Genomic DNA, 15,607 nt, shown 5'->3' with positions numbered 1-15,607 from the left:
GGGGAGCTATGTCTCAGGGTGTGTTGCCGGATCAGTTTGCAGACCTCGAGGCTTTCGTTGCTGACTGGTCCCTGGCCGAAGAAAGGGCGCGCAACCAAAAGCGCCTGTCGAGCAGCATGGAAGAGCTGCGGACATTTTATGACGCGATCTTTCCCCGGATGGAAGCCATCCTTGAGTATCTACGGCAGTTTCCTCTCGACACAATGCCCGAGGAAGTGAGACGCTTAATTTTACTGACATTATCTTTGGCAGAAATTGCACCGGCCGTGGAATTCTTTGGGCAGCCGGGAGTGATTGACGGCTTTGAATCCACCCGGTTCGTACCCGGACACGAACCGAGGTTCTCATCTGTAGCAGGGAGGAGGAAACACCATGGCACTTGGCAGCAATAAAGTCCAAGACGAAGTGCTCGCAGGGTGGGAGCAACTGCCAACGAGAGGGAGAACAGCCCCTTCCGATACAACCGCAACTCTTGACATCGGCGCGAGGCCGAGTATAGACGGCGGAGAGGTGGGGGCGGCATGACGCTGCTGCAGCGGGCTGGCCGAGCTGCTCTGCGTTTGCTGGTAAAGATGCATAGGAGTCGTACCGAAGCCGTGTTAGAAAGGGGGGCCATGCGATGGGTATTCAAACAAACGGGACGAACGGGAAGAGCTGGGCGCAAACGTATCCAGAGTTGGGGACCGGGCCCGTGCCAATCGAGCCGTGTATTTCACCCGAGTATCATACCCTGGAACGCGAGCGGATTTTTAAGCAAGTGTGGCTGAATGTCGGCCGGGTGGAAGAAATCCCCAAGGCCGGTGACTATTTGGTCAAAAATATTGCTGCGGGCGAAGCCTCGGTGCTGATCGTGCGCGGCCAAGACGGCACGATCCGCGCGTTTCACAATATGTGCTCGCATCGGGGCAATAAGGTCGTGTGGGATGGCGACGGCACGTGTCGGGGCGTGTTTGCCTGTAAGTTTCATGGCTGGAGCTACAATACTGAGGGCCGGCTCATCTTTGTACCAGATGAAGATCAGTTCTTTGATTTGGATAAAACCGCCCACGGCCTGACTCCTGTTGCCGTGGACACATGGGAGGGGTTCATTTTCATCAACCTTGCCCCCCAGCCCAAGGAGACGCTGACAGAATACTTAGGCGAACTCGGGGAACAGCTGCGCGGCTTTCCGTTTGGCCGATACACCACACGCAAAACCTATCAGACCGAAGCCAAGGTGAGCTGGAAGGTGGCCGCAGACGCGTTTCAAGAAGGCTATCATGTCGCGTTTATCCACGCCCGCTCCCTGCCCAGCTATGGCCCCAAGGAAAATCCACTGGTACACCTGCCGTGGGTGAAGCTATATCGTAATCACCGTAGGTTTTCCGTGGACGGCAATCCCAAGCCCAAGCCGACCCCTATCCAAACCTTGGTGCACAAACTGGGTCGCTCGTTTGATACCATGCTTTCGGCCTCGACTGACGACCTGCCCCCGTATCTGAACCCGGGTAAAGTTCCAAATTGGAGTTTTGACATTAACGTCATTTTTCCCAACTTCTTTGTCGATGTGCTCGACGGCATGTATTTTACCTATCACTTCTGGCCCCTAGCCGTGGACCGCACCTTGTGGGAGTTTCGCCAATACTTCCCACCGGCCACCACCGTGGAACAACGCTTCGGGCAGGAATATAGTAAGTGCCTGTTTCGGGATGCGTTGCTGGAAGACCTGAGCACCCTGGAAGAAACACAGCAAGCTCTAGCCACTCGCGCCAAAACGCACTTTTTATTACAGGACAATGAAGTGTGTATCCGCCACGGGCATAAGGTCGTCGAAGAGTACGTTGGCTTTTATTCGGGAGGTGGAGCATGAGTTTGTTGCCCGAAGGGTTCGCAGACCTGGAGCCCTTAGCCGAGCGCTGGGCCTTGGCCACAGAGACCGAACGCAATCGTCATCGCCTGACCAGTCCCATGTCGGAGATACAGGCGTTGTACGACACCTTACTCCCGCGCATGGAAGCCGTGCTGAACTACTTGGGCCAGTTTCCGCTGGACAACCTGTCCGAAGATGCCAAGCGGTTGTTTCACCTGGCGTTATCGCTAGCCGAGGTGGCGACCGCCGTGGAGAATTATAAGCAGCCGAGTGTGGTGGATGGCTACGACAGCACGCGGCTGGAGTTTTGCCACGACCGAGCGGACTGAGCTGAAGGTGACACCAGGTGCCGGCCTGGGAGTGCTGTCAATTCATTACACGCTACCGTCATAACACGACAATAACGGCGACAGGAGCAGCTTCCCCCCGACGCCATGCCTTAAGAAGTAAGACGCTTATTTTTTCTGACACTATCCTTGGCCGAGACCGCGCCAGCCGTGGAATTCTTCGGGCAGCGGGTCGCTCCTGCACTTGCGCCACGCTCTGCTCTGGGCGCGTTGGATATAGGTATAATCGAAATGGACACAATCCCGGTGAAAGACCGAGAACTCGTTGCTGCTCTCCTCCGAGACAAGATCGCCCGACCGCTGAGCGATGACGCACTACAGGAAATCGCCAGGCTGTATTCACAATTATCTGAGGGGCTCGCGGCGCTGGACGCGTTGGACCTGAGCCATATTGATCCGGCGGTGAGCTTTGTCATGCCGGAGGCTGAAGGCAATGAAGACTGAAGAGTTAGCCTTTACGAGCATTACCGAGCTGGCGCCTCTCATTCAAAGGAAGGAGGTCTCACCTGTAGAGGTGACGCAAGTGTATCTCGACCGGATTGAACGCTTAAACGGGCAATACCTCGCCTACCTTACTGTCCTGAGAGATGAAGCGCTGGCGGCGGCGCGCGCCATTGAACAAGAAATTGTCGGCGGGCAGTATCGTGGTCCGCTGCACGGTATTCCTATCGCCCTCAAGGATCTCTTCGCGGTCAAAGGCGTGCGTCTGACGTGTGGCTCGAAGATTCTCGCTGATCATAGAGCGGAGAGCGATGCGACAGTCGTGACCCGACTCAATGATGCCGGGACAATCCTGCTGGGCAAACTCAACATGCACGAGTTCGCTTGGGGCGGGACGTCTCTGAATCCTCACTATGGAACCCCAAGAAATCCGTGGGATCTGACTCGCCTTCCGGGTGGATCAAGCGGCGGCTGTGCTGTAGCCACGGCCGCGGGACTGGCTATGGGGACGCTGGGGACTGATACGGGCGGCTCTGTTCGGATTCCGGCTTCGCTCAGCGGTATTGTTGGTCTCAAGCCCACCTACGGCCGCGTCAGTCGGTTTGGCGTCTATCCCTTGAGCCATTCGTGCGATCATGTTGGGCCAATGGTCCGCACGGTTGCCGATGCTGCCGTGCTGTTGCGAGCCATCGCTGGTCCTGATCCCAAAGACCCAACGACAAGCCGAGCGGCGGTGCCAGATTATACATTGGCCCTCAGAGAGGATATCCAGGGCCTGCGTCTCGGGGTGCCCCAGGAGTATTTTTTTGAAGATGTCGAATCCGCCGTGCGAGATGGAATCACGGCCGCCGTGCAGCACCTGTCTTCCCTCGGTGCCGTAGTCGAAGAGGTCTCAATCCCGAGCATGCCGCACGTCATCGCCAGCTCCAGCGCCATCATTGGGGCGGAAGCGTATGAAGTCCATGCCCAGACCTTGAAAACCTACAGCCAACACTACGGCGCTGATGTCCGGTCGCGGCTCATGCTCGGCGCCTGCATCCAGGCCTCGCAGTATCTCAAGGCCCAACGCTTTCGGACGCTGCTGCGTCAGGAGATGCTCGACATTCTTGGTCGGGTCGATGCGCTGATTACGCCAACGACCCTGATGGCGGCAAGCAGGATCGACGACATCACAGTCGATATTGGTGGCAAGGAAGTTGTGGTTGCTGCCCATATCGCTCGGGCGACGCGGCCTTTCAATATGACAGGTCTACCCGCCATCTCGGTGCCGTGTGGATTTACGCCCGCTGGATTGCCTATCGGGTTGCAGATTATCGGCCGGCCGTTTGAGGAGACGCTGCTATTGCGTGTGGCGTATGCGTATGAGCGCAGCACGCCATGGCATGAACGACATCCAGCTGGCCGAGCCTGACCAAAAGAAAGGAGAGACACCATGCGCTTTGGCTTTATGGATCATTTGCCGTGTGCGGAGTGGCAGTCGGAGGTCCAGCGCTACCATGACATCCTGGCCCAGATCGAGCTTGGGGATACGCTGGGCTTCGATACCGCCTGGCTGGCCGAAATTCACTTTTACCCGAACGTTTCCCGCCTGGCCTCTCCGCTGACCGTTCTGGCGGCGGCCGCCCAGCGCACCCAGCGTATTCGACTCGGCACGGCCGTCACCCTCCTGCCCCTGCACAACCCGCTGAAAGTCGCCGAGGAAGCCGCCACGGTGGATATTCTCACCGGTGGTCGCCTGGAGCTGGGAGTGGGCAGAGGCGCGGCGCCGAGTTTCTTCGCCGCCTATAATGTCCCCGTAGAAGAGAGCCGGGAGCGGTTTGAGGAGGCGCTCGATGTCATCCGCCAGGCCTGGACGAACGAGCGGCTGTCGTACCAGGGGAAGTACTCACGGGTACAAGACCTGCCGGTTGTTCCTCGACCGATCCAGAAACCCCACCCCCCGATTCGCATCGCCGCCAACAGTCCCGAGACGTATACCATCGCCGGACGCCTGGGGCTGCCGATCTTTGCCACGCCGCTGATCGCGGGCTCAATGGACAAGTTGCGGGAGTACATCGGGACCTACCGCGACAGCCTGCCAGCCGGGGTCACACAAGATGTGGCGGTGGCCTTCACCGTCCATGTCTCGGCCAGCCAGGCCCAGGCGCGCCGGGAGTGTGAGGCGAGCCTGATGCATTTCTTCAGTTTCCTGGAGCAGCGGCGGCCGGATATCAAGGCTCTGCCCGAGAGCTATCAGTCCTTGCAGAAGGCGGTGGACAGACTCAAGGGGATTACCTACGAGGAGCTGGGAGACCTGGGAGCGGTCCTTGGCGACCCGGAGCATTGCGCCGAGCGGGTCCAGGCCCTGCAACGCGAATTCCAGACAAACGAGTTTATCTGCTATTTCAACCAGGGGGGACTGGTTGAGCATGCTGCGGTGAGGCGCGCGATGGAGCTGTTTGCTCAGGAAGTGATGCCGCACTGCCGCTAGGACACTTCACGATTCCATATCGCCAGCCGGTCCCTGCCGTCATTCCGGCGCAAGACGGCAGGTGCCCGCCGCCGGACAGGCCCTTCGACTTCGCTCCGCTACGCTCAGGGCGAACGTAAGGCCGTTTGTGCTGAGCGTAGCCCGTAAGGGCGGAGTCGAAGCATGGATACCGGATCACGTCCTTCGACTACACTCAGGACAGGCCCGGCCTGACGATAGCGCAACAGCAGGGCTACAGTCTCGTGTGAAGCGCGCTAGGCCAGGCCAAACAGCTGGGCGGTGTTGTCGCGCATGACCGCCCGCACCACCTCGGGCGACAGACCCGACAGGCCGTCCAGATAATCAATCGGTTCGGCGCAGCCCTCGGGATGCGGCCAGTCAGAGCCGGCCAGCACGTTGTCCGGTCCCAACAGCTCGACCAGGGCGGGGATATTCTCTTCGGGGAAGGGCGAGATTTTGATGTGCTGTTTGAAAATCTCGCTGGGCCGGCCCGGACAGTGGCCGTAGGTCCAGTCGCGCGGCCCGGCCAGGCGGGAGACGTGGTCCATCTCCCGCATCAGCGGTCCCACCCAGCCCGCGCCGTTCTCGATGCTGACCACCCGCAGGTCGGGAAAACGGCCAAACAGGTTATGAAAAACGAGCGCGCACAAGGTGTCGGCCGTGGCCCGTTCGGTCGAGGCCGTCACCCGCTGGAAGGGGCTCAAGCGGTGGCTGGGCGGGGTTGGATTCTCGCCCCACTGGGCCGAGTACAGTTCGGCCAGGCCATCGTTGCCGAGGTGGAACACGACCGGAATGCCGGCCTCCTGGCAGCGCGCCCAAAACGGGTCGAACAGCGGGTCGGCCGGGGAATGGCCGTTGACCGGACCCGGGGTGAGGTTCACGCTCCGCGCGCCCTCGGCCAGAACCCGTTCGAGTTCGGCCACGGCCAGGTCGATATCGACCAGCGACAGCATGGGCAGGCTGTAGATGCGGCCCCGGTTGCCAAAGCCCCAGTCCTCCTCCAACCAGCGGTTGAAGGCCCGCAGATTGGCGAACAGCGCCGGCGGGTCGTGGCGCAGCTCGTGGGCCACCCCAACGCCCAGCGTCGGCAGCATGATGGCCGCCTCCACGCCCTGCGCGTCCATCTTTTTCACCCGGCTTGGCCGGTCCATGGCCTCGGGAAAGTCGTGGGCGGCAATGGTCTCGTCATGAACCAGTGAGTTGCCCTCACCGGCGTGGTCCTTCAGATAGGCTTGGAGCGCACCCGGCACCCCGGTGTGGTCACCGGGGATAATGCTGAAAAACCGCATGCGCTCATCACCGATATACACCCGTCCGAACGGGGCTTCGCCACGGCGGATGTTCACCGCCCGGTCGGCATAGGCCGATTCCATGTGACGGGTAAAGCAGTCGTCCGGCTCGTAGTAATGATGGTCTGCGTCAATAATCAAAAAGTCGAGGGGGGACGCCGGCCGTGTCCCCCCGTGCTGTCCAGCGCTCGCGCTCATAGCTTCCTCCTTTGCATTTCAGGCCGGCAGGGATTATACGCCACCCGAACACCGGCTGACAACACGAGCACCTGAAGATTGCACGACCGTTCTATAACGTGGCTCGCCTTGTCGATTTTCAGAGTGTGTAATAGAATACAGAACTATACATAAGAGGAGGGGCTTATGGCCCGCGCAGCCACGCTGACTCGTAAGAATGTCATGTTGGAAGAGGAAAAAGTGCGACAACTGGTCAAGCACCTGGATGCCTCAAGCGAATCTGAAGCCATTCGCACAGTGATTGACGATCGCCTCTTTGCGGATGAGGTCATGAAACATGTTTTGCAGCTACGCCGGAGAGGAACAGTCCAAGACACTCGCAAACGGACGACAAGGAAATAGTAACCGTGGCGCGCCGTCGCCCCTTACTGTTCGACTCGTCTGTTCTCATTCCGATGATTCGGGGAGAAGCCTATGAGGAACTGTTCCAACGAGCGCTCCGTACCGGTCGGGCACGCTTGAGCTCAGTGGTTATGCAGGAACTGTATGCTGGAGCGCGGACCCGAGCCGATAAGCGAAACTACGACGGTATCAACCAGGCGTTTATCAGGCAAGGTTATGTCGTCACGCCAAGTCACGAGGACTGGACCTTGAGTGGCGTATTGCTCGCCCAGTATCAGCAGCGTTATGGAGAGTTGGAACCGCGAAACCATATCAACGATCTGCTGATTGCTCTGGGAGCTGTCCGAGCGAGAGCAGAATTAGTGACAGAGAATGTCACTGACATGGAACGCTGGAGGAAGATGCTGAGTCGATCAGGAAATTCCTTTTCTCTCCAGACCGTCACACGATCTCAGTAGGGGCAGCTCTTGTGACTGACCGTCTCCGTAGGGCGTTGGAGCGCGGTTAGGGAATAATCACGAAGTTCTGGCGGGACTCTTCCCATCGCATGTTGGTATCCCCGCAGACCTGTTGGGTACCCGCTCGGGGCGTGCCGTAGGCCGCCTGTACCGGAGCCCCGTCCAGCTCAATGACAATCTCGTTGGCCTCACACGCCCAGCCGGAGATGACACCAAGACCGCTCTGGAATGAGTTTGGGGCGGGGTTTTCCAGCCGCGCTTGTGGCGGAGCTGATGTATCAGACACCGCCACGTCGTCGATGTACCAGCCGTCTGCGGTCGTAGCGGCATTGCGATTGTGGCCTAGAGTGAAGCTGAGCCGTAGCGTGCGCCCGTTCAGATTACCTTTCCTCTTTGATCCAGACCTTTTGACATATACCAGCAATGGGCTATTGTTGGCCGCGTAAAACTTCTCACTGACAATCCTGCTTAGCGTGGAGGGGAGATATGGCAAAACAGGGCGTCATACCCGATGACTTGACCCGGCCCTTCTGGGACGCCGCCAACCAGGGGCGGCTGGTCATCCAGAACTGTCGCGGCTGCGACCGGCTCCAGCATCCGCCGGCGCCGACGTGTCGTCAGTGCCGCTCGGCCGACGATCTGGAATGGAAGGAGATGAGCGGGCGGGGCACGATCTACAACTACGGGGTGGTCTACGACTGCCCGGTCAGACTGCTCCAGGAGGATCAGCCGTTCAACGTCGCGGTCATCATGCTGGACGAGGACCCGGGCATCCAGATGTACTCCCACCTGCCCGGTACGCCGGTGGACGAGGTCCCGGTCGGAGCTAAAGTCGAGGTGGTGTTCGAGGCGACCGCCAACGGCCAAAAGGTCCCCGAGTGGCGGGTCGCAGAAAGGAAGGCACAATGAATACCCAGACTCCTCCGGCTTCCATGTATCGCACCACCGAGGGCTTGGGCCTGTGGGAACACCGGGCCAAGGTCGCGGCCGTGGGCGTCGGCCACTCGCCGACCGCCCGGCGCTGGGACGGCAGCCCCGACACCTGTGTGGGCGCCTGGAGCCTTCAGGCGCTCAGGAAGGCAGTAGCCGACGCGGGCGTTGCACCGGACCAGATCGACGGGCTGGTCGTCGTGCCCGAGACCACGACCGGAGCCTACTGGCCAAAGGGCCGGCCCATCCCCGAGGATGTCGTCAGCGCCTTCAGCCCCACGGACGATCCCCTGGACGGCATCGCCAAACTGAGCGCCGAGTGGATCGTGAAGAATATGCCGGAGCTGACCAAGGTCCAGTTCAGCATGCACGCTCCGGGCTGTATGTCCAACGCCATCGTCGTTGCCGCCCAGGCCGTAGGCGACGGCCTGACCCACACCTGCCTGGTGCTCAAGGGCTGGCATAACCTGGAGGGCCGCTACTACCAGGGCGGCTCGAACGCCGGGGGCGCCGTTTCTGGAATGAGCGCGCTGAGGAATCTGTGGGGCGCTCCGGCCTGCTACGGCACAGCCCTGCAGTTCGCCGAGTACTGCCGCAAGTACGGCAAAAGCCACGACATGATGGCCCCCTTCATTTCCAACTCCAGGCGCAACGGCCTGATGTTCCCGGAGGGCTACTGGGCGCAGCACCGACCCGAGCAGCTGACGGCGGAGGACTACCAGGCCGCGCGCTGGATCGCCAAGCCGGCCAACCTGTTCGATAACGACATCCCGATCACGGTTGCCGCCGCCTACCTGTTCACCACCCCCGAACGGGCCAGGGACATGCAACAGAAGCCGGTCTACATCCTCAACCATGCGTCGAGCCGGACCACGCCCAGAAGCCTCACGCCCACCCTGGACGAGGTCGAGGAGGACACCGCCAGAACGGGCAGAAAGCTGTACGAGGGCGCCGGGATCACCGCTGCGGATCTGTCCTTCGAGAACATGTACGACGGCTTCGCCCAGTTCCACCAGTTCCACCTGGAGGGTCTGGGCTATCGCGGCATCAAGTTTGGCGAAGCCTTGGACTTTTACCAGACGGACATCAGCATTGAGGGCCCAAACCCGGTCCTGCCCAGCGGCGGCAACATCGGCAGCGGCCGCAGCCGTTTCTGGATGCACACCGACTCCATCCAGCAGCTACAGCAACGGGCCGGCGCCCGCCAGGTCACCGGGGTCAAACCCGAGATCGGAGTCTCCGGCGGTCCCATGCCCCTGGGCGGCAACTTCACCGTCTGGAGCGCCACGCCCGACTGAACAGGCATGCCTTGGAGGCCGCCCCTCTTCCACCGGAAATCCGCCTGCGCTCACGCGCCCTTCGATAGGGCTCAGGACAGGCTTCCCCCTTTGAAAAAGGGAGACTGAGGGGGATTTTCCCGGTGGCCCTGCCTCGACCGGACACGACCGGTCGGCTCAAAGGTCGGCACACGGCATCAGCGACAGCACACGGAGGACTGAGCTTGCTCATACTCATAAGCTTCGACATAGACGGAACCCTGGAGGTCGGCGACCCGCCCGGGGTCGTGACCATGGCCATGGTCAGAAGAGTCCAGGAGCAGGGCTTTGTGATCGGCAGCTGTTCCGACCGTCCAATCAGCGCCCAGCGGGCGATCTGGGACCGGCACAAGATTCCGATAGACTTTGCCGTGGGGAAAATGATGCTGCCCGACGTCAAGGCCGCGTTCGAGGCGGATGTGTACTACCATATCGGCGACCGGGAAGACCTCGACAAAAAGTACGCGCTCGACGCCGGCTTCGAGTTCCTGTGGCCCGACGAGGCGATTTTGCAGCCGTGGTTCCGCCCGGACGGGTCGTCCCCCTGACCGGATTCCGGGGTGGCCACGCTCCTTTTTTCTTGGGCCGCTTCCGGTTACAATCCCGTCCACACCGCAAAGGAGGGACACCACATGCCAGCCGCACATTTTTTTGCCACAAATCTTGAGGAAGTCGGCCTTGACCCGGCAAAAGTCCAGGCCCTGTTTGACCGGGCCGAGCGCGAGGTCAAAGAAGGCCTGCTGCCGGCCAGCCAGGTCGCTATTGCCCGCAACGGCAAGCTCGGCGCCATGCAGACCTTTGGCCGCGCGGTGCAGGGCGGGACCGAAAAACCGGCCACCAACGACACCCATTTTGTCATCATGTCTTCGACCAAGGCGCTGACCGCAGCCTCGGCCTGGATCATGATGCAGGAGGGCGCGCTACGCCTTGACGACCGCATCGCCGACTATATTCCGGAATTCGGCACCAACGGCAAAGACGCAGTAAGCGTCGAACACTGCCTGGTCCATACCTCGGGCATTCCGTATGCCCCGCACTGGCAGAAAGAATGGGCCGACCCTCAGCGGCGCGTGGACCGCTTTGCCCAGTGGCGGCTCAGCCATGCGCCGGGCGAGAAATTCGAGTACCATATCTCGTCCAACTTCTGGGCGGTTGCCGCGATCATCGAAAAACAGACCGGCCAGAGCCTGAGCGAGTTTGTGCGGACGCGGATCGCCGAGCCGCTGGGCCTGCCCGAGCTGCGGATCGGACTGCCGCCCTCGGGCAATGAGCAGGTGGCCGACGGTGCATGGGTCGGCCAGGACCTGAGCCCCGAAGAGTACGAAAAAATGGGCCTCAAAGGCTTTGGCAAGACGACCAGCGCCATCAGCGAAGACGGTGTGCTCGAACTCAACGAGACCGTCACCCGCCAGGCCGGCTCACCGTCGGCCGGCTGCATCACCACCGCCGGTGATATCGCCCTGTTCTACCAGGCTCTGCTCAATGACGGGCGGGCTCACGACGGCAACCAGGTCTGGCAGCCCGAAATATTGGCCCAGGCGCGCCAACCGCGCACCGGCGACCTCAGAGACCCCTTTCTGGGCCACCGCGCCCTGCGCGGCCTGGGCATCGCCATAGCCGGCGGGGACGGCAAGGCCAATTTGCGCGCCTTTGGCAAGACCAACTCGGCCGAGGCGTTTGGCCATCCGGGCTTTGGCGGCCAGAGCGGCTGGGCCGATCCGGCCACCGGCATCTCGTTCGGCTATCTGACCAACGGGTTTGATCGCAACGCCCTGCGCGAAGGCCGCCGCCGGGTCGCCCTGTCGAGCCTGGCCGCCTCGTGCGCAGTCTAAGAAACAGGAGGGGCGCTCACCCCTCCCCCGTCACGAACAGTGGTGCTTGCTCGGCGGCAGGTCGAGGGCCGGGTTGCGTTCAAAGAATCCAACCGGCATCAGGCTGAAGCCGCTGTACTCGACCGGCATCACCGGCCAGTCCTCGGGCCGGGGGACATGGGTCAGCCCGAAGGTGTGCCACACCACAAGGTCGGTGTTGTCGATATCACGCCCGCGCGAGTAGGCCGGCAGCCCATCGTCGCCCGGGCTTTGCAGGCTCATATCACCGGCCGCACTCAGTTCCTCGGCGTCAAAGGCAGTCACCCACAGGTTATGCCGGGCAAACCCGGCCCGCCGTCCGACGTAGGAGTCCGGGTCGGCAAACAGGGTCGGGGTCGCGCCGGCCAGCAGCTTGTAGCCGACCGGGACGCCCAGCCGGTTGAGGCGCTGCGGATTGACCACTTTCCAGCTTCGACTTTTGTGTGGCGCGCAGTCCCGGCGGGCTTCGGTTTCCGAGCCCAGGAGGGTGCTGCGGGCGTGGAACTGGGTGCCGTGGGGGTTGGTCGGCCCAAGCGGCAGCGGCTCGACGTCTACCTCGTAGACCGCGTTGTCTTCCCCGTCGAGATCAAAGTCGAGCCGGAAGCAGAACAGGTGCTGGTGGATGGGCGAGGCCAGGTTGGGGGCGATCAGCGGCGCAAACTCGGGCTTCTCGGCCCCGGTCTCGACCGCGCTCACGCCAACGATACCGGTCAGTTTGACCTCCATCTGAATCGTTCCGTCCAGGTACAGATACCAGTAGAAGCCGTACTCGTAGTTGCCGACGGTGAAAAAGGAACTCACCACCAGCCGCCGCGAGCGGCGAACCTCGGTGTGGAAAGCCGGGGCGGAGTGGATATCCATATGCTTCCACAACACCCCGTAGTCTTCCTCGTGGATGCACACCGCGTTCTCGACCGTGACGGCCGAGCCGTCATACGCCACGGTGTTGATGTCCAGGTAGCGAATCTCTCCCAGACAGTCGCAGCCCAGCTTGAGCGAGTTGGCCAGATTGCCGATTGAGGCTTCGCTGGCGTCAAGAACGTGTTTCCAGGAGTGCATCGGGTCGCTGTCGCCATAGGGCACGACCATGTCGGCCAGCGCAGCCCGGTACAGGATGGGGCGTTTCTGCCCGCCATCCTCGTAACACAGCTCGTGCAGAACCAGGCCGTGCTGGGGGTGCATACCGACCCGGAAGGACCATTTCTGCCAACTCACGGCATAGCCGTCGATACGAAAGCCCGGTCCCTCGGGCTGGCTGATGTCGAGCGGCTTGAGGTCGGTGCGCAGCCCGGGCTGGTGCTCCGGCTCATAGCGGCCGCTCTCGGGCGGAATCGTCCTCACCCCGTGGTCTTCGACATGCACCACCCGGCCTTCGGTCAGATCGAGGTGGGCGATAATACCGTGCAGCGGCCGGGCGTAGCCGTTGTCGGTCTTATCCTGGCGGACAAAGGCAATCGCACGAACCAGCCTATGGCCGGGGTCGGCGCCGTTGACCGCCGGACCGCTGCCCGGCCACATGTCGATCTGGATCTGCTCAAAATCGTCAATCCCACGTTTGCGAACAGCTCGCTGCCAGGCCGGGTCGGCCTTGGTGATTTTTATCGCCCGGATAAAGTCCCGGCCGCTGAGCGGTGCCTGCACACCGGCCTGACGGCGGACTTCGAGCAGCTCGCCGGTGCTGACGTTCACCCGCGCGTCAAAGCTGCCCTGTCCGTCCACGCCCAGAAAACGCAGCACGCGGGTGAGCGGCTGACCCGGCGCAAAGTTCTTGACCGCAGCCTTGGCCGGCTCGAGCAGACTGACGCTGGAAAAGGCAAGCCGCCCGTGGCACGCCCCCGACTCGGACAGGGTCGCCACGCCGCGTTCGATCTCGGCGCGGGTGAGGGGATGCAGGGGATGGGGCACCGGGCTTGGGACGGTCGTGCGCACGGGCGGCGCCGAATCCGTCGCATTTTGGCTGAGCGTCTCAGACATCGCAGTTTCTCCTCCACATGTCGTGTTGTGGCAAACCCCTCAGGCGGCCTTGGTCAGCACCAGGCTGCCGAAGGCATCGCGGCTGATCTGCCAGTCCGGCGGAACCAGGACGGTGGTGTCGGGCTCTTCAACAATGAGCGGCCCGGGCTGTGGGTCGGCAATATCGCTACGGCGACATACCGGCGTCTGTAGCAGACCGTGCTGCGGGCCGAAGAAAGCCGCCCGGGGCTTGTGACCGTTGGCGCCGGACGACGCCCCAATCCGCATCCCCAGGTCTCGAAAACGAATATCCCCAACCGTCGCCAGGGCGCGCAGGCGCAGGCTGACCAGTTCAATCGGATCGCCGGTGGTATAGCCGAACGCCTGTTCGTGAGCAGCCTGAAAGCCCTGGGCGAGTGTGTCCGGCAGCTCGGCGGCATCAGCGTTGTCCGGACACGGAATGCTCAAGTCCTGGAGTTGATAGTCGTACTTCATATCAACATACGGCTCGAAGCGAATCAGCTCGACGTCAATGCCCTCGGCCTGCATCAGCTCCCGGGCCTCGGCCTGCATGTCGGCGTACAACTCCTGGATCCGCCCGGGCCGGATCGCGGCCAGCGGCGTCACCACGCTGCGGATATAGTCGTGGCGGTAGTCGGCCAGCAACAGCCCCAGGGCGCTGAACACGCCGGGAAAGACCGGCACCAGGACTTTGCCGATCTCGATATCGTCGGCCAGGGCGGCGGCGTGAACCGGCCCCGAGCCGCCAAAAGACACCAGGGTAAAGTCGCGCGGATCGCGTCCGCGCTCGGTCGAGACCGCCCGCAGGGCGCGCATCATGGCCGAGTTGGCGATCTGACTGATCCCGTAGGCTGCCTCGCGGGTGTCCAGCCCCAGCGGGTCGGCGATCTGGTCCTTGATCGCCCGCCAGGCCGCGTCATAGTCGATCCGCATCGTTGTGTTGGCAATCGCCTCGGGATTGATATAGCCGTTGACTACGTTGGCGTCCGTCACCGTCGGTTTGCTGCCGCCCCGGCCGTAACACACCGGTCCGGGCTCGGCCCCGGCGCTGTGGGGTCCGACCCGCAGCGCCCCGCTGGCGTCGATCCAGGCAATGCTGCCGCCGCCGGCCCCGACCTCGACGATGTCGAGCGAGGGCACGCGCAGGGCATGGCCGCCCTTGTAGAACTGGTGGGTGGTGACGTTGGCCGCCCCACCGATTTCACCGGCGGCCCGCTCGGCCGGCAGCCCGTCTTCAATCAGACACGCCTTGGCCGTGGTGCCGCCCATATCGAACGACAAGACCTTGTCCAGACCGGTCTCCTGGCCCAGCCGAGCCGCAGCCAGGACTCCGGCCGCCGGCCCGGATTCGATCATAAAGGCCGGCTTGTTGCGGGCCAGCTCGGCCGACATGATCCCGCCGTTGGACTGCATGACCAGCAGCCGCTCGCTGTAGGCTGACAGGTGGTGTTCGAGCCGGTCCAGATAGCGGTCCACGACCGGAATCAGCGAGGCGTTGATGACAGTCGTGCTGGCCCGCTCATACTCTCGGATCTGGGGATAGATATCGGACGAAATACACACCACCGCCCCGGAGCCGAGCTCATCCGCAATCAGCCGCGCCACCTCCTGCTCGTGGGCCGGGTTGAGGTAGGAGTTGATCAGACACACGGCAATGGCCTGCACCCGCTGGGCGGCAAGACTGCGAATGGCCTGACGGGCTTCTTCGGCATCCAGCGAGCGCTCGACCGTTCCGTCGCCCAGAACCCGTTCGCTCAGCTCCAGGCGCAGCTGGCGCGGCACCAGCGGACGGCCCCTGACCCAGTTGGGGTCTTGCAAATTGGGCCGCCGTTCGCCCCGCATCTCCAGGTCGTCGCGGAAACCGCGGGTGGTGATATAACCGGTCGGCGCGGTCGTGCCCTCGATCACGGCGTTCGACGCGATGGTCGTGCCGTGGACAAAATTGGCGATCTGCTCCGACGAACCAACCTGACGAATATGACCGACGATGTCCTCGCCGATCCGGTCGAGCAGGGACAGGACCTTGGCCGTGTCGATCCGACCGTCATCGCCCAGCACGATCACATCGGTAAACGTCCCGCCGATATCAAACCCCACCCGCATG

The 15,607-nt window shown here is 62.1% G+C and carries 16 protein-coding genes; 12 read left to right on the top strand and 4 right to left on the bottom strand.

Annotated features, from left to right (window positions below):
• The first annotated feature begins 8 nt into the window (after positions 1 to 8).
• The 6 genes from J4F42_10805 to J4F42_10780 all read left to right on the top strand — a co-directional run bounded on the left by J4F42_10805 (position 9) and on the right by J4F42_10780 (position 5,107).
• A complete protein-coding gene (locus J4F42_10805; GenBank protein ID MCE2485991.1) occupies positions 9 to 392 on the top strand; it encodes a hypothetical protein in 384 nt (127 codons plus the stop codon).
• A gap of 227 nt (positions 393 to 619) precedes the next feature.
• A complete protein-coding gene (locus tag J4F42_10800; GenBank protein ID MCE2485990.1) occupies positions 620 to 1,849 on the top strand; it encodes an aromatic ring-hydroxylating dioxygenase subunit alpha in 1,230 nt (409 codons plus the stop codon).
• Positions 1,846 to 2,178, top strand: a complete 333-nt coding sequence (locus J4F42_10795) for a hypothetical protein (protein MCE2485989.1) — start codon at positions 1,846 to 1,848, stop codon at positions 2,176 to 2,178. The genes J4F42_10800 and J4F42_10795 overlap by 4 nt, the downstream gene beginning before the upstream one ends.
• Positions 2,179 to 2,325: 147 nt before the next feature.
• Complete coding sequence (locus J4F42_10790) at positions 2,326 to 2,640, top strand: hypothetical protein (GenBank protein ID MCE2485988.1); 315 nt, start codon at positions 2,326 to 2,328, stop codon at positions 2,638 to 2,640.
• Positions 2,630 to 4,048, top strand: a complete 1,419-nt coding sequence (locus J4F42_10785) for an aspartyl/glutamyl-tRNA amidotransferase subunit A (protein MCE2485987.1) — start codon at positions 2,630 to 2,632, stop codon at positions 4,046 to 4,048. The genes J4F42_10790 and J4F42_10785 overlap by 11 nt, the downstream gene beginning before the upstream one ends.
• A 21-nt stretch (positions 4,049 to 4,069) precedes the next feature.
• The gene (locus J4F42_10780) at positions 4,070 to 5,107 is read left to right on the top strand and encodes an LLM class flavin-dependent oxidoreductase (protein ID MCE2485986.1); all 1,038 of its coding nucleotides are present in this window, start codon (positions 4,070 to 4,072) and stop codon (positions 5,105 to 5,107) included.
• A 254-nt stretch (positions 5,108 to 5,361) separates the two neighbouring features.
• On the opposite strand, the gene J4F42_10775 is transcribed toward J4F42_10780, so the two are convergent.
• The gene (locus tag J4F42_10775; protein ID MCE2485985.1) at positions 5,362 to 6,594 is read right to left on the bottom strand and encodes an amidohydrolase; all 1,233 of its coding nucleotides are present in this window, start codon (positions 6,592 to 6,594) and stop codon (positions 5,362 to 5,364) included.
• 165 nt (positions 6,595 to 6,759) lie between these two features.
• Between J4F42_10775 and J4F42_10770 the strand changes: the two genes are divergently transcribed.
• The gene (locus J4F42_10770; GenBank protein MCE2485984.1) at positions 6,760 to 6,975 is read left to right on the top strand and encodes a hypothetical protein; all 216 of its coding nucleotides are present in this window, start codon (positions 6,760 to 6,762) and stop codon (positions 6,973 to 6,975) included.
• Between the two features lie 5 nt (positions 6,976 to 6,980).
• Positions 6,981 to 7,433, top strand: a complete 453-nt coding sequence (locus tag J4F42_10765) for a PIN domain-containing protein (GenBank protein ID MCE2485983.1) — start codon at positions 6,981 to 6,983, stop codon at positions 7,431 to 7,433.
• A 46-nt stretch (positions 7,434 to 7,479) separates the two neighbouring features.
• Here J4F42_10765 and J4F42_10760 read toward each other — a convergent pair whose 3' ends face one another.
• Positions 7,480 to 7,719 carry a hypothetical protein gene (locus J4F42_10760; protein MCE2485982.1) on the bottom strand — a complete coding sequence of 80 codons (240 nt, stop codon included), beginning with the start codon at positions 7,717 to 7,719 and terminating at the stop codon, positions 7,480 to 7,482.
• A 200-nt stretch (positions 7,720 to 7,919) separates the two neighbouring features.
• On the opposite strand from J4F42_10760, the gene J4F42_10755 reads away from it, so the two are divergent.
• From J4F42_10755 to J4F42_10740, 4 genes are all read left to right on the top strand, one after another.
• Complete coding sequence (locus J4F42_10755) at positions 7,920 to 8,342, top strand: OB-fold domain-containing protein (GenBank protein ID MCE2485981.1); 423 nt, start codon at positions 7,920 to 7,922, stop codon at positions 8,340 to 8,342.
• Entirely contained in the window at positions 8,339 to 9,661 is a 1,323-nt protein-coding gene (locus tag J4F42_10750; GenBank protein MCE2485980.1) for a hypothetical protein, read from the top strand. The genes J4F42_10755 and J4F42_10750 overlap by 4 nt, the downstream gene beginning before the upstream one ends.
• A gap of 203 nt (positions 9,662 to 9,864) precedes the next feature.
• Entirely contained in the window at positions 9,865 to 10,227 is a 363-nt protein-coding gene (locus J4F42_10745; GenBank protein ID MCE2485979.1) for an HAD family hydrolase, read from the top strand.
• An 84-nt stretch (positions 10,228 to 10,311) separates the two neighbouring features.
• Positions 10,312 to 11,511 (top strand): beta-lactamase family protein, encoded by a 1,200-nt coding sequence (locus J4F42_10740; GenBank protein ID MCE2485978.1) that lies wholly within the window; start codon positions 10,312 to 10,314, stop codon positions 11,509 to 11,511.
• A 30-nt stretch (positions 11,512 to 11,541) separates the two neighbouring features.
• Here J4F42_10740 and J4F42_10735 read toward each other — a convergent pair whose 3' ends face one another.
• Complete coding sequence (locus tag J4F42_10735) at positions 11,542 to 13,503, bottom strand: primary-amine oxidase (protein ID MCE2485977.1); 1,962 nt, start codon at positions 13,501 to 13,503, stop codon at positions 11,542 to 11,544.
• A gap of 39 nt (positions 13,504 to 13,542) precedes the next feature.
• Positions 13,543 to 15,606 carry a hydantoinase/oxoprolinase family protein gene (locus tag J4F42_10730; GenBank protein ID MCE2485976.1) on the bottom strand — a complete coding sequence of 688 codons (2,064 nt, stop codon included), beginning with the start codon at positions 15,604 to 15,606 and terminating at the stop codon, positions 13,543 to 13,545.
• Between the last annotated feature and the right edge of the window lies 1 nt (position 15,607).

It is taken from the genome of Desulfurellaceae bacterium, from assembly GCA_021296095.1.
In the GTDB taxonomy this organism is placed as follows: domain Bacteria; phylum Desulfobacterota; class Binatia; order Bin18; family Bin18; genus JAAXHF01.
The sequence above is the reverse complement of the archived record's forward strand: the minus strand, read 5'-3'. Positions and strand labels throughout refer to the sequence as shown.

Coding starts and splice junctions, on each gene's coding strand:
- J4F42_10735 (MCE2485977.1), bottom strand. CDS start 13,503: ATGTCTGAGACGCTCAGCCAAAATGCGACGGATTCGGCGCCGCCCGTG.
- J4F42_10805 (MCE2485991.1), top strand. CDS start 9: ATGTCTCAGGGTGTGTTGCCGGATCAGTTTGCAGACCTCGAGGCTTTC.
- J4F42_10800 (MCE2485990.1), top strand. CDS start 620: ATGGGTATTCAAACAAACGGGACGAACGGGAAGAGCTGGGCGCAAACG.
- J4F42_10730 (MCE2485976.1), bottom strand. CDS start 15,606: ATGCGGGTGGGGTTTGATATCGGCGGGACGTTTACCGATGTGATCGTG.
- J4F42_10770 (MCE2485984.1), top strand. CDS start 6,760: ATGGCCCGCGCAGCCACGCTGACTCGTAAGAATGTCATGTTGGAAGAG.
- J4F42_10755 (MCE2485981.1), top strand. CDS start 7,920: ATGGCAAAACAGGGCGTCATACCCGATGACTTGACCCGGCCCTTCTGG.
- J4F42_10750 (MCE2485980.1), top strand. CDS start 8,339: ATGAATACCCAGACTCCTCCGGCTTCCATGTATCGCACCACCGAGGGC.
- J4F42_10780 (MCE2485986.1), top strand. CDS start 4,070: ATGCGCTTTGGCTTTATGGATCATTTGCCGTGTGCGGAGTGGCAGTCG.
- J4F42_10775 (MCE2485985.1), bottom strand. CDS start 6,594: ATGAGCGCGAGCGCTGGACAGCACGGGGGGACACGGCCGGCGTCCCCC.
- J4F42_10785 (MCE2485987.1), top strand. CDS start 2,630: ATGAAGACTGAAGAGTTAGCCTTTACGAGCATTACCGAGCTGGCGCCT.
- J4F42_10795 (MCE2485989.1), top strand. CDS start 1,846: ATGAGTTTGTTGCCCGAAGGGTTCGCAGACCTGGAGCCCTTAGCCGAG.
- J4F42_10740 (MCE2485978.1), top strand. CDS start 10,312: ATGCCAGCCGCACATTTTTTTGCCACAAATCTTGAGGAAGTCGGCCTT.